Origin of the sequence: Sphingobium sp. KCTC 72723 (assembly GCF_014280435.1) — a bacterium.
In the GTDB taxonomy this organism is placed as follows: Bacteria; Pseudomonadota; Alphaproteobacteria; order Sphingomonadales; family Sphingomonadaceae; genus Sphingobium.
In genome coordinates, this window is the sequence record NZ_CP060388.1 from 758,438 (window position 1) to 779,344 (window position 20,907).

General features: G+C 63.8%; 16 protein-coding genes. 10 read left to right on the forward strand and 6 right to left on the reverse strand.

Annotated elements, in window-relative coordinates:
- The first annotated feature begins 112 nt into the window (after nt 1-112).
- On the forward strand, nt 113-2,041 hold the full coding sequence (locus SPBM01_RS03850) for a potassium transporter Kup (protein ID WP_188064084.1): 1,929 nt from the start codon (nt 113-115) through the stop codon (nt 2,039-2,041).
- A gap of 46 nt (nt 2,042-2,087) precedes the next feature.
- Here the strand turns inward: SPBM01_RS03850 and SPBM01_RS03855 are convergent, their stop codons facing one another.
- Nucleotides 2,088-2,561, reverse strand: coding sequence for an Hsp20 family protein (locus tag SPBM01_RS03855; RefSeq protein ID WP_188064085.1), 474 nt, complete (start codon nt 2,559-2,561; stop codon nt 2,088-2,090).
- Nucleotides 2,562-3,073: 512 nt separating this feature from the next.
- Between SPBM01_RS03855 and SPBM01_RS03860 the strand changes: the two genes are divergently transcribed.
- The 3 genes from SPBM01_RS03860 to dnaE all read left to right on the forward strand — a co-directional run bounded on the left by SPBM01_RS03860 (nt 3,074) and on the right by dnaE (nt 8,610).
- Nucleotides 3,074-4,324 carry a lipoprotein-releasing ABC transporter permease subunit gene (locus SPBM01_RS03860; RefSeq protein ID WP_188064086.1) on the forward strand — a complete coding sequence of 417 codons (1,251 nt, stop codon included), beginning with the start codon at nt 3,074-3,076 and terminating at the stop codon, nt 4,322-4,324.
- Nucleotides 4,317-4,988, forward strand: a complete 672-nt coding sequence (locus SPBM01_RS03865) for an ABC transporter ATP-binding protein (protein WP_188064087.1) — start codon at nt 4,317-4,319, stop codon at nt 4,986-4,988. Before SPBM01_RS03860 ends, SPBM01_RS03865 begins: the two co-directional genes overlap by 8 nt.
- A 79-nt stretch (nt 4,989-5,067) precedes the next feature.
- The gene (gene dnaE, locus SPBM01_RS03870; protein WP_188064088.1) at nt 5,068-8,610 is read left to right on the forward strand and encodes a DNA polymerase III subunit alpha; all 3,543 of its coding nucleotides are present in this window, start codon (nt 5,068-5,070) and stop codon (nt 8,608-8,610) included.
- A 4-nt stretch (nt 8,611-8,614) separates the two neighbouring features.
- Here dnaE and SPBM01_RS03875 read toward each other — a convergent pair whose 3' ends face one another.
- From SPBM01_RS03875 to SPBM01_RS03890, 4 genes are all read right to left on the reverse strand, one after another.
- On the reverse strand, nt 8,615-9,682 hold the full coding sequence (locus tag SPBM01_RS03875) for a PA0069 family radical SAM protein (RefSeq protein WP_188064089.1): 1,068 nt from the start codon (nt 9,680-9,682) through the stop codon (nt 8,615-8,617).
- Between the two features lie 180 nt (nt 9,683-9,862).
- Nucleotides 9,863-10,390: a molybdenum cofactor biosynthesis protein B gene (gene moaB / locus SPBM01_RS03880; RefSeq protein ID WP_188064090.1), complete on the reverse strand. Its 528-nt coding sequence runs from the start codon at nt 10,388-10,390 to the stop codon at nt 9,863-9,865.
- Complete coding sequence (locus SPBM01_RS03885) at nt 10,390-12,183, reverse strand: lytic transglycosylase domain-containing protein (RefSeq protein ID WP_188064091.1); 1,794 nt, start codon at nt 12,181-12,183, stop codon at nt 10,390-10,392. Before SPBM01_RS03885 ends, moaB begins: the two co-directional genes overlap by 1 nt.
- Nucleotides 12,180-12,905, reverse strand: coding sequence for a uracil-DNA glycosylase family protein (locus SPBM01_RS03890; protein ID WP_188064092.1), 726 nt, complete (start codon nt 12,903-12,905; stop codon nt 12,180-12,182). Before SPBM01_RS03890 ends, SPBM01_RS03885 begins: the two co-directional genes overlap by 4 nt.
- A 131-nt stretch (nt 12,906-13,036) precedes the next feature.
- Here SPBM01_RS03890 and SPBM01_RS03895 point away from each other — a divergent pair, with 131 nt between their 5' ends.
- The 6 genes from SPBM01_RS03895 (at nt 13,037) to SPBM01_RS03920 (ending at nt 19,562) form a co-directional block, all read left to right on the forward strand.
- Nucleotides 13,037-14,689, forward strand: coding sequence for an electron transfer flavoprotein-ubiquinone oxidoreductase (locus SPBM01_RS03895; RefSeq protein ID WP_188064093.1), 1,653 nt, complete (start codon nt 13,037-13,039; stop codon nt 14,687-14,689).
- 19 nt (nt 14,690-14,708) lie between these two features.
- Entirely contained in the window at nt 14,709-16,331 is a 1,623-nt protein-coding gene (locus SPBM01_RS03900; protein WP_188064094.1) for a tetratricopeptide repeat protein, read from the forward strand.
- Nucleotides 16,318-17,199, forward strand: a complete 882-nt coding sequence (locus tag SPBM01_RS03905) for a 4-(cytidine 5'-diphospho)-2-C-methyl-D-erythritol kinase (RefSeq protein WP_188064095.1) — start codon at nt 16,318-16,320, stop codon at nt 17,197-17,199. Before SPBM01_RS03900 ends, SPBM01_RS03905 begins: the two co-directional genes overlap by 14 nt.
- Nucleotides 17,196-17,912, forward strand: coding sequence for an N-formylglutamate amidohydrolase (locus SPBM01_RS03910; RefSeq protein ID WP_188064096.1), 717 nt, complete (start codon nt 17,196-17,198; stop codon nt 17,910-17,912). Before SPBM01_RS03905 ends, SPBM01_RS03910 begins: the two co-directional genes overlap by 4 nt.
- Nucleotides 17,909-18,277 (forward strand): hypothetical protein, encoded by a 369-nt coding sequence (locus SPBM01_RS03915; protein WP_188064097.1) that lies wholly within the window; start codon nt 17,909-17,911, stop codon nt 18,275-18,277. The genes SPBM01_RS03910 and SPBM01_RS03915 overlap by 4 nt, the downstream gene beginning before the upstream one ends.
- A gap of 79 nt (nt 18,278-18,356) precedes the next feature.
- The gene (locus SPBM01_RS03920) at nt 18,357-19,562 is read left to right on the forward strand and encodes a class I SAM-dependent RNA methyltransferase (RefSeq protein WP_188064098.1); all 1,206 of its coding nucleotides are present in this window, start codon (nt 18,357-18,359) and stop codon (nt 19,560-19,562) included.
- A 71-nt stretch (nt 19,563-19,633) separates the two neighbouring features.
- Here SPBM01_RS03920 and SPBM01_RS03925 read toward each other — a convergent pair whose 3' ends face one another.
- Nucleotides 19,634-20,824: a type III PLP-dependent enzyme gene (locus SPBM01_RS03925; protein ID WP_188064099.1), complete on the reverse strand. Its 1,191-nt coding sequence runs from the start codon at nt 20,822-20,824 to the stop codon at nt 19,634-19,636.
- Nucleotides 20,825-20,907: the final 83 nt, after the last annotated feature.

A 20,907-nucleotide genomic window follows, 5' to 3' on the forward strand; every position in this document is an offset into this window, starting at 1 on the left:
TTGCGCGCCCCCGGTGGGCATGTTAGGGCGCGGCGGTTTGCGGGGTGCCGGGATTGTCCCGCATCGTCTCTCATCGGATGTCGATACAGCATGACCATTCGGCTTTTCCTGCATGGCTGACCTATTGCCCAATACCGCGCCAGCCTCCGGTGACGACGATCATGGCGACCATGGCCACGCCCGGCAAAAGGCGACGCTCAAACTCGTCGTCGGTGCCATCGGCATCGTTTTCGGCGACATCGGCACCAGCCCGCTCTACGCTTTCCGCGAAACCTTCGCGGGCCATCATGTCCTGACGCTCGACCCCGACCATATATTGGGTGTCATCAGCCTGATGTTCTGGTCGATGATGCTGGTGGTGACGCTGAAATATGTCAGCATCATCATGCGCGCCGATAACAAGGGCGAGGGCGGCAGCCTCGCCCTGCTGGCCCTCATCAACGGCCAGACAAAGACGCAGCGCTGGTCGCGCGGCATCGTGCTGCTGGGCGTGTTCGCCACGGCGCTATTCTACGGCGACTCGATGATCACGCCTGCCGTGTCGGTGCTGTCGGCGGTGGAGGGACTTGCGGTCTACAACCCCGCGCTTGCCCCCGCGATCATCCCGGTGGTCATCGTCATTCTGCTGGGCCTGTTCTGGATTCAGGGTTTGGGGACCAACAAGGTCGCGACTCTCTTCGGTCCGATCATGCTGCTCTATTTTCTGGTCATCGCCACGCTCGGCGTGCTGTCGATCGTCAAGACGCCGGGCATCCTGTTCGCCTTCAACCCCTATTGGGCGGTGATGTTCTTCGCGACTGATCCCTTGCCCGCCTTTCTGGCGCTGGGTTCGGTCGTGCTGGCGGTGACAGGCGCCGAAGCGCTCTATGCCGACATGGGCCATTTCGGCCGCAACCCGATCCGCGTGTCCTGGCTGTTCTTCGTGCTGCCCGCGCTGATCCTCAATTATATGGGGCAGGGCGCTTTGCTGTTCCGCGAAGGGGCAGAGGCACTGTCCAGCCCCTTCTACAATCTGGCTCCGCAATGGGCGCAATTGCCGCTGATCCTGCTGGCCACCATGGCCGCGATCATCGCGTCGCAAGCCGTCATATCCGGCGCTTTCTCGGTCACGCAGCAGGCGATCCAGCTCGGCTTCATGCCCCGCCTGCGCATCGCCCACACCAGCGCATCGACCGCTGGTCAGATCTACATTCCCCTCATCAACTGGGGTCTGATGGTCATGGTGATCCTGCTGGTGCTGACCTTCCGCACATCGTCCAACCTGACCGCCGCTTACGGGATCGCCGTGACCGGCGCGATGTTCATCGACAATGTGCTGCTGACGGTGGTGATCTACCGGCTGTGGAACTGGAAATGGTATTATGCCGCCCCGGTGCTGGCGGTCTTCTACATCGTCGATGGCGCCTATCTGGCGGCCAACCTGACCAAGGTGCCGGATGGCGGCTGGTTCCCGTTGCTGATCGGTTTCGTCATCTTCACGCTGCTGACCACCTGGTCGCGTGGCCGTCGTCTGGTGCAGGATCGTCTGCGCGAAGCGGCAATGCCTATCCCGGTATTCGTCGCGTCCGCCGCCAACAGTGCGGTGCGCGTCCCCGGCACGGCAGTCTTCATGACATCCACGCCCGATGGCGTTCCCCACGCGCTGCTCCACAACCTCAAGCACAACAAGGTGCTGCATGAGCGCGTCATCCTGCTGACCGTTAAGATCAGGGACGTGCCAGTGGTCGAAGATGATGGTCGCTGCAAGCTGGAGGATCTGGGGCGCGGTTTCTTCCGCATGGTGCTGCAATATGGCTTCATGCAGGAACCCGACGTTCCCGCCGCCCTCAAGAATGTGTCAGGCTGCGGTCAGGCGTTCAAGATGATGGACACCAGCTTCTTCCTGGCACGCCAGACGCTGCTGCCCTCCGCCAAACCCGGTATGCCGTTGTGGCGCGAAAAAATCTTCGCCTGGATGCTGCGCAACGCGGAAAGCGCGATGGAATTTTTCCGCCTGCCCACCAACCGCGTCGTCGAACTGGGCAGCCAGGTCGAGATATAGAAAAGGGCGCGACCCTGGATGGATCGCGCCCGATTCAACGCGCCGGTCAGGCGGCGTCGCGGTCCTTGGCGGTGATTTCCACAAGCTGACCGCCGTTGATGGCGATCTTCTTGGGCTTCATCGCTTCGGGCACTTCGCGCAGCAGGTCGATGACAAGCAGACCATCGGCCAGATCGGCCTTTTCCACCCGCACGAAATCGGCCAGTTCGAACCGCCGCTCGAAACTGCGGTTGGCAATGCCGACATGCAGATATTTGGCGCGGTCGGCCGGCAATCCTTCATCCTTGCGCCCGATCACCTGGAGCAAATTCTGCTGCGCGGTGATGTCGATCTCATCGGGCCGAAAGCCGGCAACGGCCAGCGTCACGCGATAGCGATCCTCCGACAGGCGCTCGATATTGAAGGGCGGGTAATTGTCCCCCTGGCTCAGCCGCGCATTATTTTCGATCAGGTCGAACAGGCGATCAAAGCCAACGGTCGAACGGCGATAGGGTGTCAGGTCAAAAGCACGCATTGTCATAATCTCCCAAAGAGCAAAATGAACAAACCGGACCCGAAATCGGCATCCGGCGATACAGCGTCCGACCCCATGTGGCGGCCGGACGATTTTGATATGGTTTGGACTTTGGGGGTTTCAAGGGGCGCGAAAGGATGCGCTTTCGGGAAGCGGGGGTGGACCATTTGTCCCATCGCCAGGCGGATCGAAACCGGGTAACAAAAAAGCACCCGGATCGTGTTTTCACGATCCGGGTGCTTCATGGACGATTGCTCGTCTCCCCCTTGGTCTGCCTCAACCGCTTCTCAGCCCCCTAAGCTCGAAGCGGGATGCAGTATCCCTGAACCACGGCCTTTTACCTGTGCTTCGAGTGTCTTGCTATGACCGTGGCGGGGCTGAGTCACGGGCAAAATCGGGGGCTAGTGATTTTGCGCCGATGCCTGTGGCCGTGATGCAACAATCTGGCAATGCTTGCCGTTATCCCACGCTATGCCTAGACGATCAGCCTATCCCTTCACAAAGGCCATCCGCGCCACATGATTCTATCCCGCTACGAACGCATGATCGCCAAGCGTTACCTGCTGCCTGGTAAGGGGGAGGGGTTCATCTTCCTCGTCGCCGGCATCAGCCTGGCCGCCGTCATGCTGGGTGTCGCCGCGCTCATCATCGTCATGAGCGTGATGAACGGCTTCCGCGCCGAACTGTTCGACAAGATCGTCGGGCTGAACGGTCATGCCGTGGTGCAGGGCTATGGCGGTCGCCTGCCCGACTGGAAAGCGGTGCTGGCGGAGGCAAAGGCGACGCCGGGCGTCACCAGCGCGACCCCGATGATCGAACAACCGCTGCTGGCGACGTTCAACGGCCGGGTGGAAGCCGTGCTGGTGCGCGGTATGACTTTGCCCGACATCCGCAGCAACAAGACGTTGAAGGGCAAGGTGCTGGCAGGCACGCTCGATAATCTGACGGCAAATGGCGGCAGGATCGGCGTCGGGTCGCGGCTGGCGGAAAATCTGGGTATTCAACTGGGCGATAGCCTGACGATCATCAACCCGGCAGGCCGCTCCACGCCGTTCGGCACGGTCCCGCGTCAAGTCGCCTATCAGGTCGCCGCGATATTCGAGGTCGGCATTTATGATTATGACAAGGCCATGGTGGTCATGCCGATGGAGGACGCGCAAACCTTGCTGCTGCTGGGCGATGTCGTCGGCATGATCGAAGTCGAGACGGTCGATGCCGACAAGGTCGGCCAGATACTCGAACCACTGGCAGGTAAAGTCGCGGGCCGCGCAGTCGTCACTGACTGGCGACAGATGAACGCTTCCCTGTTCGAGGCACTGGCTGTCGAGCGGGTGGCGATGTTCGTCGTGCTGTCGATCATCGTGCTGGTCGCGGTGTTCAATATCCTCTCCTCGCTCATCATGCTGGTCCGCGCCAAGACGCGCGACATTGCGATTTTGCGGACGATGGGCGCCAGCCGTTCGGGGCTGGTCAAGATTTTCATGACCGTGGGCGTCACGATAGGCACGCTGGGCATGGTGGCGGGCATGGTGCTGGGCTTCACTTTCCTGTTCTTCCGGCAGGGTATCGTGAACGTCATCCAGTTCCTGACAGGCCAGAATTTGTGGGATCCGTCCATCCGCTTCCTGACCGAATTGCCTTCACAGCCCGATCCGGTCGAGATTGCGACCATCTGTATCATGGCACTGGTGTTCAGCTTCCTCGCCACGCTCTATCCCGCTTTCAAGGCGGCCAATACCGACCCGGTTCAGGTGCTGCGCTATGAATGATATTTTGACCGTCAAAGGCCTGACCCGCAGTTTCACTCAGGGCGGTGAAACGATCGAGGTGCTGCGCGGCATCGACCTGTCGGTGGGGCAGGGGGAAATCGTCGCGCTGCTCGGCCAGTCGGGTTCGGGCAAATCCACGCTGCTTCAGGCCGTCGGCTTGCTCGAGGGCGGGTTCGACGGGTCGATCCGCATTTCCGGCGAGGAAGCGGCCAAACTCGACAATGACGGCCGCACCCGGCTGCGCCGTGATGCGCTGGGTTTCGTCTATCAATTCCACCATCTGCTGCCCGATTTCAACGCGACCGAAAATGTCATTCTGCCGCAAGTGATCCGCGACGTGGAAATGGACGCCGCCCGCATCCGCGCGCAGTCGCTGCTGACCTCGCTTGGCCTTGGCCACCGGCTCGATCACCGGCCCAGCCAGTTGTCGGGTGGCGAGCAACAGCGCGTCGCGGTCGCCCGCGCCCTGGCCAATTGCCCCGCGCTGGTGCTGGCGGACGAACCGACTGGCAATCTGGACGAACGCACCGCCGACATCGTGCTGGGCGAATTTCTGCGGCTGGTGCGGGAAGAAGGATCGGCTGCCTTGATCGCAACCCATAATGAGCGGCTGGCGCAAAAAATGGACCGCGTCGTCCGGCTGCATGAAGGGCGGCTGGAATAAACGCCCGTCCGGCGCGTTACCCACAGCTTTTCCCCGGCAGGGACTAGCCCCGAATCGCTTGCGGTGAGTAGAGTAGCGGATGCCTCATGCTCCCTTCGTCCCGCTTCGTGTCTTTTCGTCCTACACCATGCTGGAAGGGGCGATCGACCCCAAGAAAATCGCCAAACAATCGCGCACGCTGGGCTTTCCGGCGGCGGCCATCACTGACCGTAACGGCCTGTACGGGTCGATGGCCTTTTCCGACGCCTGCAAGAGCGAGGGCGTGCAGCCGATCATCGGTGCGATGCTGGGCGTGCTGCGCCCCGGTCGCCCGGCCAATGCCGCGCCGGTGCATGACTGGATCGCGCTCTATGCGCAGGATGCGGCGGGTTATGACAATCTGTGCGCGCTCGTGTCGATGGCGCATCTCGACCGTCCGTTGGAGGATGTGCCGCATGTGTCGCTCGGCGCGCTGGAAGGGCGGACCGATGGCCTGATCGCGCTGACGGCGGGCGGCGAAGGCGCGCTGGCCCGGCTGTTTGGCGAAGATCAGCCCGACGCGGCGCTGGCCTATGTACAGCAACTGGAGGCATTGTTTCCCGACCGGCTCTATATCGAAATCTGCCGCCGCCTCGACCCGGTGGAAGGCAAGGCGGAGCCATATCTGATCGACCTGGCGCATGATCGCAATCTGCCGCTGGTCGCGACCAACCCGACCTGTTTTGCCGAACCGCATTTCCACGAAGCGCATGACGTGATGCTGTGCATTGCCGACAGCGCCTATGTCGATATGCCCGACCGCCGCACCAGTTCCCCCGACGCCTGGATGAAACCGGCGGGCGAAATGAAGCGCCTGTTCGAGGATTTGCCCGAAGCGCTGGCCAACACGCTGCTCGTCGCCCAGCGCTGCGCCGTGGCCGCGCCCAAGCGCAAGCCGATCCTGCCGAGCCTGGCCGGTGACATCGAGGGCGAAGCGCGGATGCTGCGCGATCTGGCCAGCGCTGGCCTCGACGTGCGGTTGGCCAAGCTTGGCATCATCGACGACGTAGCGCGCCAGCCTTATCTCGACCGGCTCAAGTTCGAGACGGACATCATCATCCAGATGGGCTTTCCGGGCTATTTCCTGATCGTCGCGGACTTCATCAAATGGGCCAAGGACCATGATATTCCGGTGGGACCGGGCCGTGGCTCCGGCGCGGGGTCGGTCGTTGCCTGGGCGCTGCTCATCACCGATCTCGACCCGTTGCAACTGGGGCTGCTGTTCGAACGCTTCCTGAACCCGGAACGTGTGTCGATGCCCGACTTCGACATCGATTTTTGCGAAACGCGGCGCGGTGAAGTCATCCGTTACGTCCAGCAGAAATATGGCGTCGATCATGTCGCGCAGATCATCACCTTCGGTAAGCTGAAAGCCCGCGCGGTATTGAAAGATACCGGGCGTGTTCTCCAGATGAGCTATGGTCAGGTCGATCGCCTCGCCAAGCTGGTGCCGAACCATCCGACCGATCCTTGGACGTTGGAACGCTCGCTCAATGGCGTGGCGGAATTTCGCGCCGAATATGACAATGACAATCAGGTCCGCCGCCTGATCGACTACGCCATGAAGCTGGAGGGTTTCCCGCGCCACAGTTCCACCCATGCGGCGGGCGTGGTGATCGGCGACCGGCCGTTGCAACAACTGGTGCCGCTGTATCGCGATCCGCGATCGGACATGCCGGTGACGCAGTTCGACATGAAATATGTCGAGGGCGCCGGGTTGGTGAAGTTCGACTTTCTCGGCCTCAAGACGCTGTCGGTGTTGCAAAAGACCGTCCAGTTGCTGGCGGCGCGCGGTGTCACGGTCGATCTGGAAACGCTCGTCTGGGACGATGAGGCAGTTTATGAACTGCTCCAGCGGGGCGATACCGTCGGCGTGTTCCAGCTGGAATCCGAAGGGATGCGCAAGACGCTGGCGGCGGTGCGCCCGACCAATTTCGGCGATATCATTGCGCTCGTGTCGCTCTATCGACCGGGGCCGATGGACAATATCCCGATGTTCGGGCGGCGTAAGAACGGGCAGGAGGATATTGAATATCCGCACATTCTGCTCAAACCGATCCTCGAAGAAACCTATGGCATCTTCGTCTATCAGGAACAGGTGATGCAGGCCGCGCAGATATTGGCGGGCTACAGCCTGGGCGATGCCGACCTGTTGCGCCGGGCGATGGGCAAGAAGGTCAAGGCGGAGATGGATGCGCAGCGCTCGCGCTTTGTCGAAGGGTGCGCCGCCAGCGACATCAAGCCTGCCAAGGCGAATGAGCTGTTCGATTTGATCGACAAGTTCGCAGGCTATGGCTTCAACAAGAGCCACGCTGCGGCCTACGCTTTGCTTGCCTATCAGACGGCGTGGTTGAAGGCGCATTATCCGGCGGAATTCTATGCCGGTTCGATGGCGTTCGATATTCACCTGACCGACAAGCTGACCATATTCGTCGACGATATGCGGCGCATGGGGCTGACCTGCCTGGCACCGGACATCAACCGTAGCGAGGCGGATTTCTCGGTCGAGCCAGTGGCTTGCGAGGGTGACGATCCCCGCCTTGGCTTTGCCGTGCGCTATGCGTTGGGCGGGCTGAAAGGCGTGGGCGAGAAGGCGATGGAACAGCTTGTCGCGGAGCGGGATGCGGGCGGGGCTTTCAAGAATCTGGACGATTTTGCCGACCGGATCGAGCCGCGTTTGCTGAACCGGCGACAGCTGGAGAGCCTGGCGGCTGCGGGCGCGTTCGACGGCATCCATGCCGACCGGGCAGGGGTTCATGCAGCGGCAGAGACGATCCTGGCGGTGGGGGCCAGCGCGGCGCAGGCGCGTGAAAGCGGGCAGGGCGGGCTGTTCGGCGATGTCGAAACACCCCATGCCGATGTCCGCATTCCTCCGCATCAGGCCTGGTCTGTGTCCGACCGGATGCAGCAGGAAAAGGAAGCGTTCGGCTTCTATTTCTCGGCCCATCCCGTCGATCGCTATCGCCATCTGGCCGATGCGCGGGGCGCGCGCAGCTATGCCACCATTTGTCAGGCACCTGTCGGCACGGCCAACGCCGAAGGGCGCGTGATGGCGACGATGGCAGCGATGGTCGAGGATGTCCGCTGGCGCGATACCAAGCGTGGGGCGCGCTATGCCAATGCGACCTTTTCCGACAATAGCGGGCAATTTCAGGCTAGTTGCTTCGAGGATGACGCCTGCAAGGCCATCGAGGAACTGGCGCGGGACGGGGATTGTGCGTTGCTCCATGTCGAACTGGATCGGTTGCCGGGGGAGGAGACGCCGCGCGTGACGGTCCGCCGGGTCGAGCCGTTCCGGCAACTGGCCAATGCGTCGCGGATGGAACTGGTCGTCGACGTTACCGATCCGGCGGCGGCGATTGCGCTGGGCAAATTGATGGAAGGCAGCCGGGGCGGGCGCAGCGAATTATTCCTGCGTGCGCCAGTGGGCAAGGGGCAGGCGGCCCGGATTTTCCTGGGCGATGATTTCGTCATGGGGGCCGATGAAGTCGACGCCATTGCGCTGATCCCCAACCTGTCGATCCACCATTTCGAGCGGATGGAGCCGACACAGGACGGATACCGCGCGCGGACGCGCCGGTCGGGGATGCGGCTGGTCGGCTGATCCTTCATAGCAGCCGGATCTGTGCGCCTTGTGGCGGACAGAACAGGTCGGTGCGCAGGGTCAGCCGGTCGTCGCCGAACCCGGCCTGGCGTCGGGCGCGGCGGAAGCGGGTGCGGATGAGGTCGGCCCACACGCCCTGCCCGCGCATCCGGCTGCCGAACGCTGGATCATTGTCGCGGCCGCCGCGCATGTCGTTGATGATTGCCATCACCTTGGCCGCGCGGTCGGGATGATGGGCGTCCAGCCAGGCGCGGAACAGCGGCGCGACTTCATGCGGCAGGCGGACGAGGATATAGTTGCAGTCCCGCGCCCCCGCCATCGCGACACGGGCGACGATGCGTTCTATTTCATGATCGTTGATCGCCGGGATGATCGGCGACATGTTGGCGGTAACCGGGATACCCGCTTCGGCCAGTTGGGCAATCGCCTCCAGCCGTTTTTGCGGGTGCGGCGCGCGTGGTTCGAGCGTGCGGGCGACCTGCGGATCGAGCGAGGTGACGGAGATCATTACCGCGACCAGATTGTCCCGCGCCAGATCGCTGAGCAGGTCGATGTCGCGCAGGATGCGGTCGGACTTGGTGGTGATGAAGGTCGGGTGGCGAGTTTCTACCAGCACCTCCAATATCTGCCGGGTGATCCCCCAGTCCTTTTCGATGGGCTGGTAGGGATCGGTATTGGTCCCCATCGCGATCGGCGCGACGGTGTAATTGCGCTTGCCCAGTTCCGTGCGCAGGAGGGCGGCGGCGTCTGGCTTGGCAAACAGCCTGGTTTCGAAGTCCAGCCCCGGCGACAGGTCGTGATAGGCGTGGGAGGGGCGGGCGAAGCAGTAGATGCAGCCATGTTCGCAGCCGCGATAGGCGTTGATCGAACGGTCGAAGCCGATGTCGGGGGAGGCGTTGCGGGTGATGATGGTGCGGGGATGTTCGATCGTGACTTCGGTGCGGCGGCGGGGAAGGGGACCGTCGATGCTTTCCAGAGCGTCGAGCCAGTCGCCGTCGGCTTCATGGGCGGGCAGGTTGAAGCGGGCGCTTTCGTGGTTGTGCGTTGCGCCCCGTCCTTTTTCCAAACCCATGATCGGGATTAGAACATAAGAAGAACGAAAGGTCAATATGGCGCGGAAAACGGCGGGTTTTGGTTTGAACTTTTCTAACTTCGTCCAGACGGGGCATGACAAGTCTGGTCGCGCCGCTAAACGAACGCAATATGTAATTGATATTAAAGGATTTTATTGAAATTCGCGGACCATTTGCGATCAGCGTTCCATCAGACGTGGCATGAGTTCCACGAAATTGCACGGGCGAAAGCGGCTGTCCAGCTGGCTGAGGAGGATGCCGTCCCATGCGTCTTTTACCGCGCCGGTGGAGCCGGGCAGCGCGAAGATATAGGTGCCGCGCGCGACGCAGGCGGTGGCGCGGGACTGGATGGTGGAGGTGCCGATCGTCTGGAAACTGAGCCAGCGGAAAAGTTCGCCAAAGCCCGGAATTTCCTTGTCCTGTACCTGGGCCAGAGCTTCGGGCGTAACGTCGCGCCCGGTAACGCCGGTGCCGCCGGTGGTGAGGATCACGTCGATCTGGCCGTCGTCGATCCAGGCGTGAAGGCGCGCGACGATGGCGAGTTTGTCGTCCCTTTCTATGCTGCGCGCGGCAAGAATATGTCCCGCCTTTTCAAGCCGTTCTATCAATGTGTCGCCGGATCGATCTTCCGCCAGCCCGCGCGTGTCGGATATGGTGAGGACGGCGATACGGACGGGAATGAAGGCGCGGCTTTCGTCGATCGGCATCAGTGCGAACCGCCACCCATCGACGCGGCGGGCGTGGCGCGGCCATCGGCCTGACTGAGGCGAACGAGTTTTACGCCCTTGGCATTAGGGAAGGTCGGCCACATGCCCTGCGCCATGCCGGTCAGGCAATCGGCCTCGCCCTTCGCCTGAATCTGATACATCCAGTAATTGCGCATGACGATGTTCACATAGGCGCGGGTTTCATAATAAGGTAGCGATTCCATGAACAAAAGCGGATCGCCCTTGTCCTTGACCTGGGCATTCCACCGTTCGACCGGCACCGGCCCGGCATTATAGGCAGCCATCACCTTGGGCAGCAGGCCGCCCGTGGCGCTCATGTCGCGCAATGCTTCGAGATAGCGCTGGCCATATTCCATGTTGGTCGATGGCACGAACAGTTGTGCGGCGGATGTTAGTCCCATGTCGCCGCCAGTGCCGGGGCGCACCTGCATCAGGCCGCGCGCGCCCGCGCTGCTTACCACGTCGGAGCGGAAGCCGGATTCCTGCAAGGTGTGGGCGTAGATCAGCGAAGGATCGACCCGCCAGCCGCCATCGGGGCGCCAGTCGGGCGCGGGGAAGCGGGCGAAACTGTCGGGCTGCTTGCCAGCCGGCCCGTTATGGGCGAGCCATAATTGCGTCGCGGGCAGGCTGAGCGCGCTGGCGAGGCGCAGCAGGGCGTCATATTGCGCGGTGCCGCCGATCTTTGCCTGATAACGCAATATTTCGTCGGCGCGGGCATTGTCGCCAATGGCCGAAAGGGCGATGGCGGCGCGGGCATTGGGGCTGTCCTTCAGCGCATTCCATTCGATCGCGCCGAAACGGCTGCCGACCGGCGCGGTGCCAAGCGGGATGCCCAGCGATTCGCGGGCGAGCAGGCCGTAGAAGGTTTCGTCCGACTTGGCGGCGATTTTCAGGAAGGCGGCAACCTTGCCCGCTTCGCCGCAGACCATGTGGGCGCGCGACGCCCAATAGGCTCCGGCGGCGCGCATGTCGGCATTGGCGGCCAGCGCCGCGACATTGGCGAAAGCGGGGGCGGCGGCGCGGCAGTCATTCTGACGCCATGCGGCCAGGCCAGCGGTCCAGTGCGCCTGCACCGTCCAGTCGCCGCCAGCACGCGCTTCGAGCGCACGGGCGGCCATGCGGCGGGCATTGGCGTCGTCATTTTCGATATAATAGGCCCATGCGACTCGCTGCCGCACTTCGGTCAGCCCTTCGGGCGTCAGATTGGCTTCGCCAGTGGTCAGCAGCGCTTCGGCACCGACCGGATCGTCATTCTTGACGAAAGTCTGGATCTGCGCGCCCAGCGCTTGCGCCGCCATGTCGGTCTTTGTCCCGCCGACATATTCGCGGCGGGGGGCAGCACCCAGCCACACCATTTTCTGCACCTGTGGCAGGGTGGGCAATATCGTCGCGCCGCGCTTTTGCGCGAGGCGGGAAATCTGGTCGGCCTTGGGCAACCAAGCGGCCTTGTTCACCAGATCGAGCAGGTCGAACAGTTCGACCTTTGGCGATCCTTTGGCCAGATAGAGTTCGGACAGGGCGAGCGGGCGCATGGCGTCCTGCGCGTCGAGCATGGCGATAAGGGATCTCGCCTGATCCCATTGCTGGGTGCCAAGGGCGGTAAAGATCGCGCGGTAGCTGGCCTTTGCGCCGTCGGTCAGTTGCAGGGGAGAGGCAGGCGTTGCCGGCAGAGCGGGCAGCAGTGGCGCGGTGTCGGCACGGGCGGGCAGCGTTGCGGCAAGGCCGATGGATAACAGGGCGATAGTCGACAGGCTTTTCGCGGCTCGAATCACGGACGGGCTTCCTCGATCAGGCTTTGCAGGGCGCGCCAACATTCCGCTTTCGCCGCAGGCTGAGTCAGCAGCAGGCGCGGATGGAATGTGGCGACGGCAGGCACAATGCCGCCATCATGGTTAAAGTCGCGTAAACCTTCGGGCGGCGCTGCGCCATCCGTCGGAAGCAGCGCACGGATCGTCCGATCGCCCAGTAGCAGCAGGCGGCGCGGGCGGGCGAGCGCGACATGGGTGCGCATCCGGTCGGCAACGGTGGCAAGGTCGGCAGCGTCGACCATGCCGCCGGGCGGGCGGGCAGTGAACAGCGAGGCAAGGTGAATGACGCTGCGGTCCAGACCGATGGCGCGCAGCATGGCGTCGAACAAGGCGCCCGCACGGTCGGCAAGCAATTGGCCCGCCTCCATATCCGCCGCGTCGGGCAGGTCCGTGACGACCATCAGGGTCGCCTGCTCGCCGCCCACCGGCAGGATCGGCGCGCCGGGCCAGCGCCGTTCGGGCTGGGCGGGATCGCTGGCGAGGAAGGTGAGGAACGATTCGAGGGTTCGGGGTTTATCCGCAATGACCGGCGCGGTGGCAGGCGGTGCGCCCGATACTGGTTTCGTCGGCGCAGGCCGCAGCCAGTCGGTCGGCGATTCGCCGATGGCGCAATCCACGCCAGCGAGCGTCCACCACGCCATATAGGCGTCGGCCAGCGCCGCTTCATCCTGCAATAGTCCCCGCATCACGATCATCTAGGGCCAGAGGTTGACGAGGGGGTCAAGATTCTTCATCGCCTTAGATGGTAAAGTGTTGGAGGAATAAGGCGACCGGATGCACGGGGTGCAGCCCGCCGGCGGCTTAAACGGAGGGATGAATGAGCGAACGGGAATCGATGCCTTATGACATCGTCATCGTGGGCGGTGGCCCGGCGGGACTGTCTGCGGCGATCAGGGCCAAGCAACTGGCCAATGATGCGGGCCAGGAACTGGCCGTATGCGTGCTGGAAAAAGGCTCCGAGATCGGGGCGCATATCCTTTCGGGCGCAGTGATCGACCCCAGGGCGCTGGACGAATTGCTGCCGGAATGGCGCGACATGGGCTGTTCGCTGGCCGATGTGCCGGTGACCGACAATCAGCACTGGTTCCTGACCAAGAGCGGCAAAATGGCGATGCCGCACATCATGACGCCGGGATGGATGCACAATAAAGGCACCTATACCGGGTCGCTGGGCAATTTGTGCCGTTGGCTGGCGGAGCAGGCTGAAGGGCTGGGCGTCGAGATTTTCCCCGGATTCGCAGCAGCGGAAATCCTCTATCATGAGGATGGCAGCGTGAAGGGCGTGGCCACCGGCGACATGGGCGTCGACCGGGAAGGGGCGCACAAGGGCGATTATCAGCCCGGCCTGGAGCTGCACGCGAAATATACTTTCTTTGCCGAAGGCGCGCGCGGTCACCTGACCAAGATATTGAAGCGCCAGTTCGCGCTGGACGCAGAATGCGAGCCGCAGGTCTATGGCCTCGGCATGAAGGAATTGTGGGACATCGACCCGGAATTGCATCAGCCGGGGCTGGTAATCCATTCGCAGGGTTGGCCGCTGACCGATGCCTATGGTGGCGGGTTCCTTTATCATCAGGCCAATGGGCAGGTGGCGTTGGGCTTCGTCGTCGGGCTAGGGTATCGCAACCCGCATCTCTACCCGTTCGAGGAATTTCAGCGGTGGAAGCAGCACCCGGAAATCCGCAAGTTTCTGGAAGGCGGGCGCCGCGTATCCTATGGCGCGCGGGCGATCAACGAAGGCGGCTGGCAGTCTGTGCCGAAACTGGTGTTCCCCGGCGGCGCGCTGATCGGCTGTTCGGCCGGGTTCGTGAACGTGCCGCGCATCAAAGGCACGCATACGGCGATGAAGTCGGGGATGCTGGCGGCGGAGGCTGCTTTCGCGGCGGTGCAGGCGCAGCGCGGCAGCGACGTTCTGGGCGAATATGACGATGCCGTGCGGTCCAGCTGGATCGCCGACGAACTCAAGCTGGTGAAGAATGCCGAGCCGTTGCTGTCCAAGTTTGGCGGGACGATCGGCACGGCGCTGGCGGGCATCGACATGTGGATGCGCACGCTGAAAATCGGCCTGCCCTTCACGATGAAGCACAAGGCGGACAACGAAAAAATCTGGCCCAAGGATGCTTGCGCGAAGATCGATTATCCCAAGCCCGACGGCAAGTTCAGCTTCGACCGGCTGTCGTCGGTGTTCATGAGCAACACCAATCATGAGGAGGACCAGCCGGTCCATTTGCAGCTTAAGGATCCCGCGATCCCGATCAGCTACAACCTGCCCCTTTATGACGAACCGGCGCAACGCTATTGTCCCGCAGGCGTCTATGAAGTGGTGGGACAGGAAGAGGGCAATCCCCGCTTCCAGATCAACGCGCAAAATTGCGTCCATTGCAAGACATGCGACATCAAGGATCCCACGCAGAATATCAACTGGGTGGTGCCTGAAGGCGGTGGAGGACCGAATTATCCCAATATGTAAGCGCCTGACCCTTGTCCTGATGCTGATGACCCCGGTGGCGGCCGGGGCGTCGGTGGACCCCGACAGCGCGCTGCACGCCTATGCGCGGGCGCGGCTGGCGGATGGTGATGGCGCGCTTGCGACGGCGGTGGACAGCTATCGCGCGGCGTTGACGATGGATCCGGCGCGAATCGAGATTGCCCGGCGTTCTTATGCGCAGGCGCTGGAAGGCGGCGACCGGGCGCTGGCGCTGCGGTCCGCCGCGTTGCTGGACGAAGCGGGGGCTTTGCCACGCGACGGCACACTGTTGCGCATCGGCGACGGATTGGCGCGCAAGGATTGGGCCGGGGCGCGGACATTGACGGCGCGGATGGTGGAGGAGGGAAATTTCGCTTTCCTCGCGCCGATCATTACGAGCTGGATTGCGCTGGGCGAGGGCCAATATGCGCCGCCGGTGGTGGATGTGAAGGACCGTTTCGCCGCGCTGGCGCTGCGTTATGTCGATGAGCATGTGGCGTTGCAGGCGCTGGGGCGGGGTGACCTGACGGTGGCGGTTCCGGCGTTGCGCCGGGCGATCGCTGCGCGGCCTGCCGATGGGGCGATGCTGCGGCTCGCCTTTGCCGCGCAACTGGCGCGGCAGGGCGCGAAGGCGGAGGCGCTGATGCTGTTGCCGGTGGGCGACGCGACATTCGGCCGGGCGCGCGCGGGAATCGAGCGGGGCAAGGGCGTAAAAGCGCTGGGCGCGGCGGTGACGCCGGCGCAGGGCTTTGCGCGGCTGCTGTCGCGGCTGGCGGTGGATATTGCCGCCGACCGCGAAGGGCGCGCCATGGGCGTGCGGCTGGCAAGGATTGCTGGCTTTACCGACCCGGCAAGCGCAGACGGGCAGATTGTCGCTGCACGTTTGTTGACGCTGACCGGCAATGGCCCGGCGGCGGCGAATGTCGTGCGGGCGGTGCCGGTGGAAGGCTGGTATGGCGCGCTGGCGCAGGCGGAAATGGTCGATGCGCTGGCGGCGGCGGGGCAGGATGAGGCGGCACTGGCGCTGGCCCGCGCACTGGCGGCGGAACCGGGTGCGGATGCGGAGCGGCAGGTGCGGCTGGGCCGGTTGCTGGCGGAGCGGCGCGATTATGATGGCGCAGCGGCGGCTTTCCGGGCGGCGCAGGCGGGCTTTGCCGAGGGGCAGGTGCCATGGGCGCTGCTGTTGTTTGAGGGCAGCGCGCTGGAACAGGGCAAACGGTGGGACGAGGCGCGGGCCGTGCTGGAACGGGCGCTGAAGATTGCGCCCAACGAGCCGGTGATCCTCAACTATCTGGGCTATGCGCAGGTCGAGCGGCGGCAGAATATTCCCGCCGCGCTGGACCTGATCAAGCGGGCAAGCGCGTTGAAGCCGCAGGATGCGTCGATCGCCGATTCGCTGGGCTGGGCGCAATATGTGACCGGCGATGTGGCCGCAGCGGTGCCGGTGCTGGAACGCGCGGCGGCAGGTGCGCCCGACGATGCGACGATCAACGAACATCTGGGCGACGCGCTGTGGAGCGCGGGGCGGCGGTATGAAGCGCGCTATGCGTGGGAAGCGGCGTCCATCAACGCGCAGGGCGCGGTCGCGGCGCGGCTGGACGCCAAGACCAAAGAGGGATTGAAGCCAGAATATGCCGCACCCTGACGCGGGAACGCAGAGCGAAACGGTGGTCGAGACGGCCCATGCCAAGGTCAATGTCGCGCTGCATGTGCGGGGACGGCGGGACGATGGCTATCATGCGCTGGAAAGCCTGTTCGTCTTTGCCGAGCATGGCGACCGATTGACCGGGGTGGCGACCGATGACGGCGCGATCGACCTGATGATCGACGGGCCGTTCGGTGCAGCGCTGGACGCGGGGCCGGGTAATCTGGTCGTCAAGGCGGCGCGGGCGTTGCAGGCCTATCTGGGGCAGCAGCGCGGCGCGGCGATCCGACTGACCAAGATATTGCCGGTGGCGTCGGGGATTGGCGGCGGGTCGGCGGATGCGGCCGCTACGTTGCGCCTGCTGGTGCGATTATGGGATGTGCGGATTGACGAAGCGGAACTGGCGGCCATCGCGCTGGACCTGGGTTCCGACGTGCCGGCCTGTATCTCCAGCGTGACGCAGATGGTGGGCGGGCGTGGCGAGCGGCTGGCGCGGCATCATGTCGACGGGCTGGAGGGAATGGCGATGCTGCTGGTCAATCCTGGGGTTGGCGTGTCCACGGCGCGCGTCTTTGCCGGATGGGACGGGCAGGATCGCGGGGCGCTGGACGCGACGCGGATTGATGCGCTGGTGGCGCGGGGGCATAATGATCTGGAAGCGGCGGCAATGGCGATTGCGCCGGTGATCGGTGACGTGCTGGCGGTGTTGCGGGCGCAGAATGGGGTCGTGCTGGCGCGCATGTCGGGGTCAGGCGCGACCTGCTTTGCCTTGTTCGACGATGACGCGGCGATGGCGGATGCGGCGATGGCGATGCGAGCGGCGCATCGGGACTGGTGGATGATGGAAACGCGGATCAGGATAGCATGAGCGAGGCTTTTACCCGGATCGACCAGGGCGATCTCGATATTCTGATCATTGCCGATCATGCCTCGGCGCATGTACCGGACGACATCGACCTGGGCATCGAACCGGATTTGCTGGGCAATCATATTGCCATCGACATTGGCGTGGCGGCGGTCAGCGCTTTGCTGGCGAAGCAACTGGGCTGCACCGCGATATTGGGCGGAGTGTCGCGGCTGGTCATCGACCTCAACCGGGAAGCGGACGCGCCGGGATTGTTGCCGGTGATGAGCGATGGCCATGCGATTCCCGGCAATCGGGACGCGGATCTGAATGACCGGATGATGCGCTTTTACCATCCCTATCATCATGAAGTGGCGCGATTGCTGGACGCCATGACCGCGCCGTTCATTCTGTCGGTGCATAGTTTTACCCCGCGTCTGGCAAGCGATCCGGGGCAGCAGCGGCCATGGGACATCGGCATATTATATGGGGAAGATGATCGCGCCGCGCGGATCGCCATTCCCATGCTGCGTGACGCCGGGCTGCATGTGGGCGACCAGTTGCCCTATTCAGGCAAGCTGTTGAATGCGACGATGAACCGTCATGCCGAAGCCAGTGGCATCCCCTATCTGGGTATAGAGATGCGACAGGATCTGGTCGGCGATGCGGCGGGGCAGCGGCGCTTTGCCGATATATTGGGTCCGGTGGTGCTGGCGTGCCGGGGCGCATTGGCATGAGGGCGGCCCTGGCCGGATTGCTCTTGCTGGCGGCGTGTGGCGGCGAACCGGGCAAGCCGGGCAATGAGGCCGTCTCGGTTCAGGCGCAAGCGCCGGTCGATGACGGCATGGCCGATTGCGCGATCGGCGCGGATGCGGCGTGGGGCCGGGATTGCTCGGTGGAGCGGTCGGGCGGGATGCTGGTGCTGCGCCATGGTGACGGCGGGTTTCGCCGGTTCAGGGTCCTGGCCGACGGGCGCGGGCTGGAGGCAGCGGATGGTGCCGAAGCGGCGCAGTTGCAGATCGTCGAAGGCGACCGGATCGAAATACGGATCGGCGGGGATCGCTATCGCCTGCCGGTCAAGGTCGCCGGGCAGCAGCCATGAGCGACGGCGCGGCAGGTGGGCGCGGGATTGATTGCGGACGATTTGCCTGATGCGTTGCCAGCGGCTATCGCGCGCGATTGTGACAGACACCGATAACGACATCATCATCCGCGTCGCCGCCAAGGGCGATGGCATCACCGCCGATGGCCGCCATGCGCCACTGACCGCACCGGGGGACCGGCTGTTGCCGGACGGCACCGTGGCGCGGGGACCGCATCATGTCGCGCCGCCTTGCGTCCACTTCCCCGCATGTGGCGGGTGCGAATTGCAGCATCTGGATGAGGCAAGCCTGGCCGATTTCGTGACCGGGCGCGTGGTTGGCGCGCTGGCGGGGCAAGGGGTGGTGGCGCAAAGCGTGCTGCCGCCGCACCTGTCGCCGCCGATGACGCGGCGGCGCGCGTCGTTGCGGGCCGCGCGGTCGGGACGGAAAATCACTATCGGTTTTGCCGAGGCGGGCAGTCATACGCTGATCGACCTGTCGATGTGCGCGGTGCTGGACCCGCGCCTGTTTGCCTTGCTGGAGCCGTTGCGCGCATTGCTGCTGCTGATCCTGCCGGACAAGCGGGCGGCGCATGTGCGGATGTCGCTGGTGGACCAAGGGGTCGACCTGTTGCTGGAGGGTGTGAAGGTCGAGGGTCTGGCAGCGGATGAGGGGCTGGGCGATTTCGCGCGGGCGCATGGCCTGGCGCGGCTGACGATCGACGAGGGCGACGGGCCGCGGACGCGGTGGGCGCCCGACGCGGCGACCATGACGTTCGGCGGCGTCGCGGTCGGATTTCCGTCCTATAGTTTCCTTCAGGCGACGCCCGATGGCGAAGCGGTGCTGGTGCGCGCGGTGCGCGACGCGATGCCGGAGACGGGAGCGATTGCCGACCTGTTTTGCGGACTTGGCACATTCGCGCTGGCGCTGGGGGTGGGGCGGCCGGTCTATGCGGCGGAGGGCGCGCGGGATGTCGTCCTGTCGCTCAAAGCCGCAGGGCAAATCGCGCAGCGGCGGATGATGGCGGATCACCGCGACCTGTTCCGTCGCCCGCTGGTGCCGGAGGAACTGAACCGCTTTGCCGCCGTGGTTATCGACCCGCCGCGCGCCGGTGCGCGCGAACAGGTGATGCAACTGGCCGCGTCGAGCGTGCCGGTGATTGCCTATGTATCGTGCAACCCGGCGAGCTTCGCGCGTGACGCAGTGCATCTGGTGGCTGGCGGTTACAGGCTGGAAAGCGTGCGCCCGGTGGGGCAGTTCCGCTGGTCCACTCATGTCGAGATGGTCGGGATTTTCCGCCGATAAAAAAGTCCCTCGCCGCAGGGGGGCGCGGCGAGGGACTGGCATCCTCTCCAACGGGGAAACCGTCGGACTATCTAGCCCAGCTTGATGACATTCGCGCGACGGCGGGCCGGGGCGGCTTCGGCGTAGAGGCTGGCCATCGGCGCATCCTCCACTTCGATCGTCGCTTCCGACGTGAAGCCGTTGAAGCCGGTGCGCATGGCCGCGCCATAGGCACCCAGCATCCCGATTTCGATATAGTCGCCCACACCCACATCGGCAGGCAGCATGAACGGGCCGACCATATGGTCCATGTCGTCGCAGGTCGGACCGTAGAAGGAGAAGCCGGTCAGGTCCGCCTCGCTCTCATCTTCGCGCAGCAGGGCGACGGGGAAGCGCCAGCCGATATGCGCCGCATCGAACAACGCGCCATAGGCACCGTCGTTGATGTAGAGTTCGGTGCCGCGACGGCGCTCCACACGGACGATGATGGAGCTATATTCAGCGGACAAGGCCCGGCCGGGTTCACACCACAATTCCGACGAGTAGCTGACGGGCAGGCTTTCGAAACCACGGTGGATCGCGTCGAAATAATTTTCGAGCGCAACTGGCTCCATGCCCGGATAGATGGACGGGAAGCCGCCGCCGACATCGATGATGTCGACCGTTACGGCCGCATCGACGATGGCGGCGCGGACACGTTCGATCGCGTCGCTATAGGCCTGGGGGCTCATTGCCTGGCTGCCGACATGGAAGCAGATGCCCAGCGCATCGGCGGCCTGGCGAGTGGCCATCAGCAATTCGCGGGTTTCGCCCAGTTCCGCGCCGAATTTCGACGCGAGGGACAGTTCGCTATGTTCCGACGACACGCGCAAACGGACACACAGTTCCAGATCGGTCGCGTCATTGGTGGCGCGCATGATCTTTTCCAGCTCATCGATCGTGTCGAGCGAGAAGGTGCGCACGCCATGGACGGCATAGGCTTCGGCAATGGCTTCTTCAGCCTTGACCGGGTGCATGAAGCACAGCTTGGCGTCCGGCAGGGTTTCCGCGACGAGGCGCACTTCCGCGATGGAAGCGACGTCATAGTGCGAGATACCGCTGTCCCACAACGTCCGAAGCAGATCGGGCGAGGGGTTGGCCTTTACGGCATAGAGCGAGCGCCCCGGAAACTTCTCAACGAAGAATCGGGCGGCACGCGCCGCAGCCTGCGGGCGAATCAGCGTTACCGGTGCTGCCGGTGTGAGGGTGGTCGCTACCCCCAGCGCGCTAGGATGCTTGTGCAATTCAAGGGACCTCCAGTGTCGTTCATGGGCATAAGAAGCTGCCTTGCGGTGGAAGTCCCATGGGGCAGCGGAGGGTCGCTATA

Coding starts and splice junctions, on each gene's coding strand:
- SPBM01_RS03850 (WP_188064084.1), top strand. CDS start 113: ATGGCTGACCTATTGCCCAATACCGCGCCAGCCTCCGGTGACGACGAT.
- SPBM01_RS03855 (WP_188064085.1), bottom strand. CDS start 2,561: ATGACAATGCGTGCTTTTGACCTGACACCCTATCGCCGTTCGACCGTT.
- SPBM01_RS03860 (WP_188064086.1), top strand. CDS start 3,074: ATGATTCTATCCCGCTACGAACGCATGATCGCCAAGCGTTACCTGCTG.
- SPBM01_RS03865 (WP_188064087.1), top strand. CDS start 4,317: ATGAATGATATTTTGACCGTCAAAGGCCTGACCCGCAGTTTCACTCAG.
- dnaE (WP_188064088.1), top strand. CDS start 5,068: ATGCCTCATGCTCCCTTCGTCCCGCTTCGTGTCTTTTCGTCCTACACC.
- SPBM01_RS03875 (WP_188064089.1), bottom strand. CDS start 9,682: ATGGGTTTGGAAAAAGGACGGGGCGCAACGCACAACCACGAAAGCGCC.
- moaB (WP_188064090.1), bottom strand. CDS start 10,390: ATGCCGATCGACGAAAGCCGCGCCTTCATTCCCGTCCGTATCGCCGTC.
- SPBM01_RS03890 (WP_188064092.1), bottom strand. CDS start 12,905: ATGCGGGGACTATTGCAGGATGAAGCGGCGCTGGCCGACGCCTATATG.
- SPBM01_RS03895 (WP_188064093.1), top strand. CDS start 13,037: ATGAGCGAACGGGAATCGATGCCTTATGACATCGTCATCGTGGGCGGT.
- SPBM01_RS03900 (WP_188064094.1), top strand. CDS start 14,709: ATGCTGATGACCCCGGTGGCGGCCGGGGCGTCGGTGGACCCCGACAGC.
- SPBM01_RS03905 (WP_188064095.1), top strand. CDS start 16,318: ATGCCGCACCCTGACGCGGGAACGCAGAGCGAAACGGTGGTCGAGACG.
- SPBM01_RS03910 (WP_188064096.1), top strand. CDS start 17,196: ATGAGCGAGGCTTTTACCCGGATCGACCAGGGCGATCTCGATATTCTG.
- SPBM01_RS03915 (WP_188064097.1), top strand. CDS start 17,909: ATGAGGGCGGCCCTGGCCGGATTGCTCTTGCTGGCGGCGTGTGGCGGC.